Raw genomic sequence first — 3,659 nt, forward strand, 5'->3', positions numbered from 1 at the left:
GAAGATGAACGTCCGGGCCGTGTTGACCAGATGGTCGATGACCCGGGCCGGTCCGAGGACCGCGCCGCCCTGGCTGCCCAGGGACTTGGACAGGGTGAGCGTGGCGACCACGTCCGCGTCGCCCGCCAGCCCCGCCGCGTCGGGCGCGCCCCGTCCGCCCTCGCCGAGCACCCCGAGTCCGTGCGCGTCGTCGACCAGGAGCGCGGCGCCCTCCGCCCGGCAGACGGCGGCCAGCGCGGCCAGCGGCGCCGCGTCGCCGTCCACGGAGAACACCGAGTCGGTGACGGCCAGCTTCCGGCCCCCGTGCCCGCGCAGCGTCTTGCGAACGGCCTCCGGGTCGGCGTGCGGGACGACGGCGGTCTCGGCCCGGGAGAGCCGGCAGCCGTCCACGATGGAGGCGTGGTTGCCCGCGTCCGACGCGATGAGGGCGCCGCGCCCGGTGAGCGCGGTGAGGGCCGCGAGGTTGGCGGCGTAACCGGAGGAGAGGACGAGCGCGGCCTCGAAGCCGCAGAACGCGGCGAGTTCGCGTTCGAGCTCGGCGTGCAGCGCGGTCGAGCCGGTGACCAGGCGGGAGCCGGTCGCTCCGCCGCCCCAGCGGCGCGCCGCGTCCGCCGCGGCGGAGGTCACCTCCGGATGCCGGGTGAGGCCGAGGTAGTCGTTGCTCGCGAGGTCCAGCAGCTCCGCTTCGGCCGCGCGGGGCCGAAGCCGGCGGACCAGCCCCGCGTCCGCGCGCCGGCGCGCCTCGTCTTCGATCCAGTCGAACGGGGTGGCGGGCATGAGCGGTCCCTTTTGTAGGCAGCTCACAGACCCTAACCGGGCCCATGCCAAGACACGGTGTGGCAATGCACACACCCCGCGTCAGCTCTGTTGTCCGGTTCCTCCTTGGCTCCGGGCGGTGCGGTGCGTCAGGATCATCGCCATGGACCTCCTGAACACGCTGGTGGACAAGGGGCTGCGGCGCGAGCTGCCGACCCGTGAAGAAGCGCTCGCCGTACTGGCGACCCCGGACGACGAACTGCTCGACGTGGTGGCGGCGGCCGGCAAGGTGCGCCGTCAGTGGTTCGGGCGGCGGGTGAAACTGAACTATCTGGTCAACCTGAAGTCCGGGCTCTGCCCCGAGGACTGCTCGTACTGTTCGCAGCGGCTCGGCTCCAAGGCCGAGATCCTCAAGTACACCTGGCTGAAGCCGGAGGAGGCGTCGAAGGCGGCGGCGGCCGGGGTGGCCGGCGGCGCCAAGCGCGTCTGCCTGGTGGCCAGCGGCCGGGGCCCGACGGACCGGGATGTCGACCGGGTCTCCCAGACCATCGAGGCCATCAAGGAACAGAACGAGGGCGTCGAGGTGTGCGCCTGCCTCGGTCTGCTCTCCGAGGGCCAGGCCGGCCGGCTGCGTTCGGCGGGCGCCGACGCGTACAACCACAACCTCAACACGTCCGAGGGGACGTACGGGGAGATCACGACCACCCACACCTACGCCGACCGTGTGGACACGGTGCAGCAGGCGCAGGCCGCCGGGCTGTCCGCCTGCTCGGGGCTGATCGCCGGGATGGGTGAGAGCGACGAGGACCTGGTCGACGTGGTCTTCTCGCTGCGCGAGCTGGACCCGGACTCGGTGCCGGTCAACTTCCTGATCCCGTTCGAGGGAACGCCGCTCGCCAAGGAGTGGAACCTGACGCCGCAGCGCTGTCTGCGGATCCTGGCGATGGTGCGGTTCGTCTGCCCGGACGTGGAGGTGCGGCTCGCGGGCGGGCGCGAGGTCCATCTGCGCTCGATGCAGCCGCTCGCCCTGCACCTGGTCAACTCCATCTTCCTGGGCGACTACCTGACCAGTGAGGGCCAGGCCGGACAGGCGGATCTGGACATGATCGCGGACGCCGGTTTCGAGGTGGAGGGGGCGGGGACGACGACGCTCCCCCGGCACCGCGCGGACGCGGCGGCCGGCTGCGGTTCGCACGCGAGCGGTGGCTGTGCCTCCGAGGCCGAGGGCTGCGGTCCGCACGCGGGCGCCGGTTGCGGGCCGTGCGGGGAAGGCCCGGAGGCGGAGGCCGTACCCGCCGCCGAGGTGCCGGAAGCCCTCGGTGCCCGGACGGATCTGGTGGCGGTCCGCCGCCGTGGCGCGGGCACGGACCTCGCTCCCAATGCCTGAACCGCTCTCCCCCGCCGCGCTCCGGGAGCTGGACCGGGCGCACGTCTGGCATCCGTACGGACCCATGCCGGGCCGGCAGGAGCCGCTGGTCGTGGAGTCCGCGTCCGGGGTCCGGCTGCGGCTCGCCGAACCCGTCCACGGGCACACCGAGTTGGTCGACGGGATGTCCTCGTGGTGGTCGGCCGTGCACGGCTACAACCACCCCGTGCTGAACGAGGCGGCGCGCGGCCAGCTGGACCGGATGAGCCATGTGATGTTCGGCGGGCTCACGCACGAGCCCGCCGTCCGGCTGGCGGCCCGGCTGGTGGAGATCACGCCGGAGCCGCTGCGCCACGTCTTCCTCGCCGACTCGGGCTCCGTGTCAGTCGAGGTCGCCGTGAAGATGTGCCTCCAGTACTGGCGGTCGGCCGGGCGGCCGGCCAAGAGGCGGCTGCTGACCTGGCGCGGCGGCTACCACGGGGACACCTGGCAGCCGATGTCGGTGTGCGACCCCGAGGGCGGGATGCACGAGCTGTGGTCCGGCGCCCTGCCCCGCCAGGTCTTCGCCGCCGAACCGCCCGCCGGTTACGACTCCGAGCCCGACCCGGCGTACGCGGCACATGTGCGCGAACTGATCGAGCGGCACGCGGACGAGCTGGCGGCCGTCATCGTGGAGCCGGTGGTCCAGGGGGCCGGTGGGATGCGCTTCCACTCCCCCGGCTATCTGCGCGTGCTGCGCGAGGCGTGCGACGCGTACGGCGTACTGCTCGTGTTCGACGAGATCGCCACGGGGTTCGGCCGTACGGGGAAGCTGTTCGCCGCCGAGCACGCGGGGGTGTCCCCCGATGTGATGTGCGTGGGCAAGGCGCTGACCGGCGGCTATCTGACGATGGCGGCGACGCTGTGCACGAGCGAGGTGGCCGACGGCATCTCGCGCGGCGAGGTGCCGGTGCTCGCCCACGGGCCCACGTTCATGGGCAACCCGCTGGCGGCCTCGGTGGCCTGCGCCTCCATCGACCTGCTGCTCGGCCAGGACTGGCAGCAGGAGGTCAAGCGGATCGAGGCAGGGCTGAACGAGGGCCTGGCGGTGGCGCGGGAGCTGCCCGGGGTCCGCGAGGTGCGGGTGCTCGGCGCGATCGGGGTGGTCCAGCTGGACCACGAGGTGGACATGGCCGCGGCGACCGCCGCGGCGGTGGGCGAGGGGGTGTGGCTGCGGCCGTTCCGGGACCTCGTCTACACCATGCCGCCGTACGTGACGGGTGAGGACGATGTGGCGCGGATCTGCCGCGCGGTGTGCGCTGCGGCGCGGGAGGGCTGAGGCATGAGCGTTCTGGTGGTGACCGGCACCGGCACGGAGATCGGCAAGACGATCGTGACGGCGGCCGTGGCGGCGGCGGCCGCGCACCGCCGCGTCGCCGTCCTCAAGCCGGCCCAGACCGGCCTGGAGCCGGGCGAGCCCGGTGACGTGGCGGAGGTGGCGCGGCTGGCGGGCGCCCATGTGACGGCGGTCGAGCTGGCCCGCTTCCCCGAGCCGCTG

General features: G+C 73.4%; 4 protein-coding genes. 3 read left to right on the plus strand and 1 reads right to left on the minus strand.

Going from position 1 to position 3,659, the window contains the following annotated elements:
* Positions 1 to 777: aminotransferase class I/II-fold pyridoxal phosphate-dependent enzyme (locus G3I41_RS27975; protein ID WP_164403159.1), on the minus strand; the 777-nt coding region annotated here is incomplete at its 3' end.
* Positions 778 to 919: 142 nt separating this feature from the next.
* On the opposite strand from G3I41_RS27975, the gene bioB reads away from it, so the two are divergent.
* The 3 genes from bioB to G3I41_RS27990 form a co-directional block, all read left to right on the plus strand.
* Complete coding sequence (bioB, locus tag G3I41_RS27980; protein ID WP_164403160.1) at positions 920 to 2,143, plus strand: biotin synthase BioB; 1,224 nt, start codon at positions 920 to 922, stop codon at positions 2,141 to 2,143.
* Positions 2,136 to 3,440: an adenosylmethionine--8-amino-7-oxononanoate transaminase gene (locus G3I41_RS27985; protein WP_164403161.1), complete on the plus strand. Its 1,305-nt coding sequence runs from the start codon at positions 2,136 to 2,138 to the stop codon at positions 3,438 to 3,440. The genes bioB and G3I41_RS27985 overlap by 8 nt, the downstream gene beginning before the upstream one ends.
* 3 nt (positions 3,441 to 3,443) lie before the next feature.
* Positions 3,444 to 3,659 (plus strand): AAA family ATPase (locus tag G3I41_RS27990; protein ID WP_164403162.1); only part of this gene is annotated, 216 nt, incomplete at its 3' end.

The sequence above is a fragment of the Streptomyces sp. SID9727 genome, assembly GCF_010550605.1.
In the GTDB taxonomy this organism is placed as follows: Bacteria; Actinomycetota; Actinomycetes; order Streptomycetales; family Streptomycetaceae; genus Streptomyces.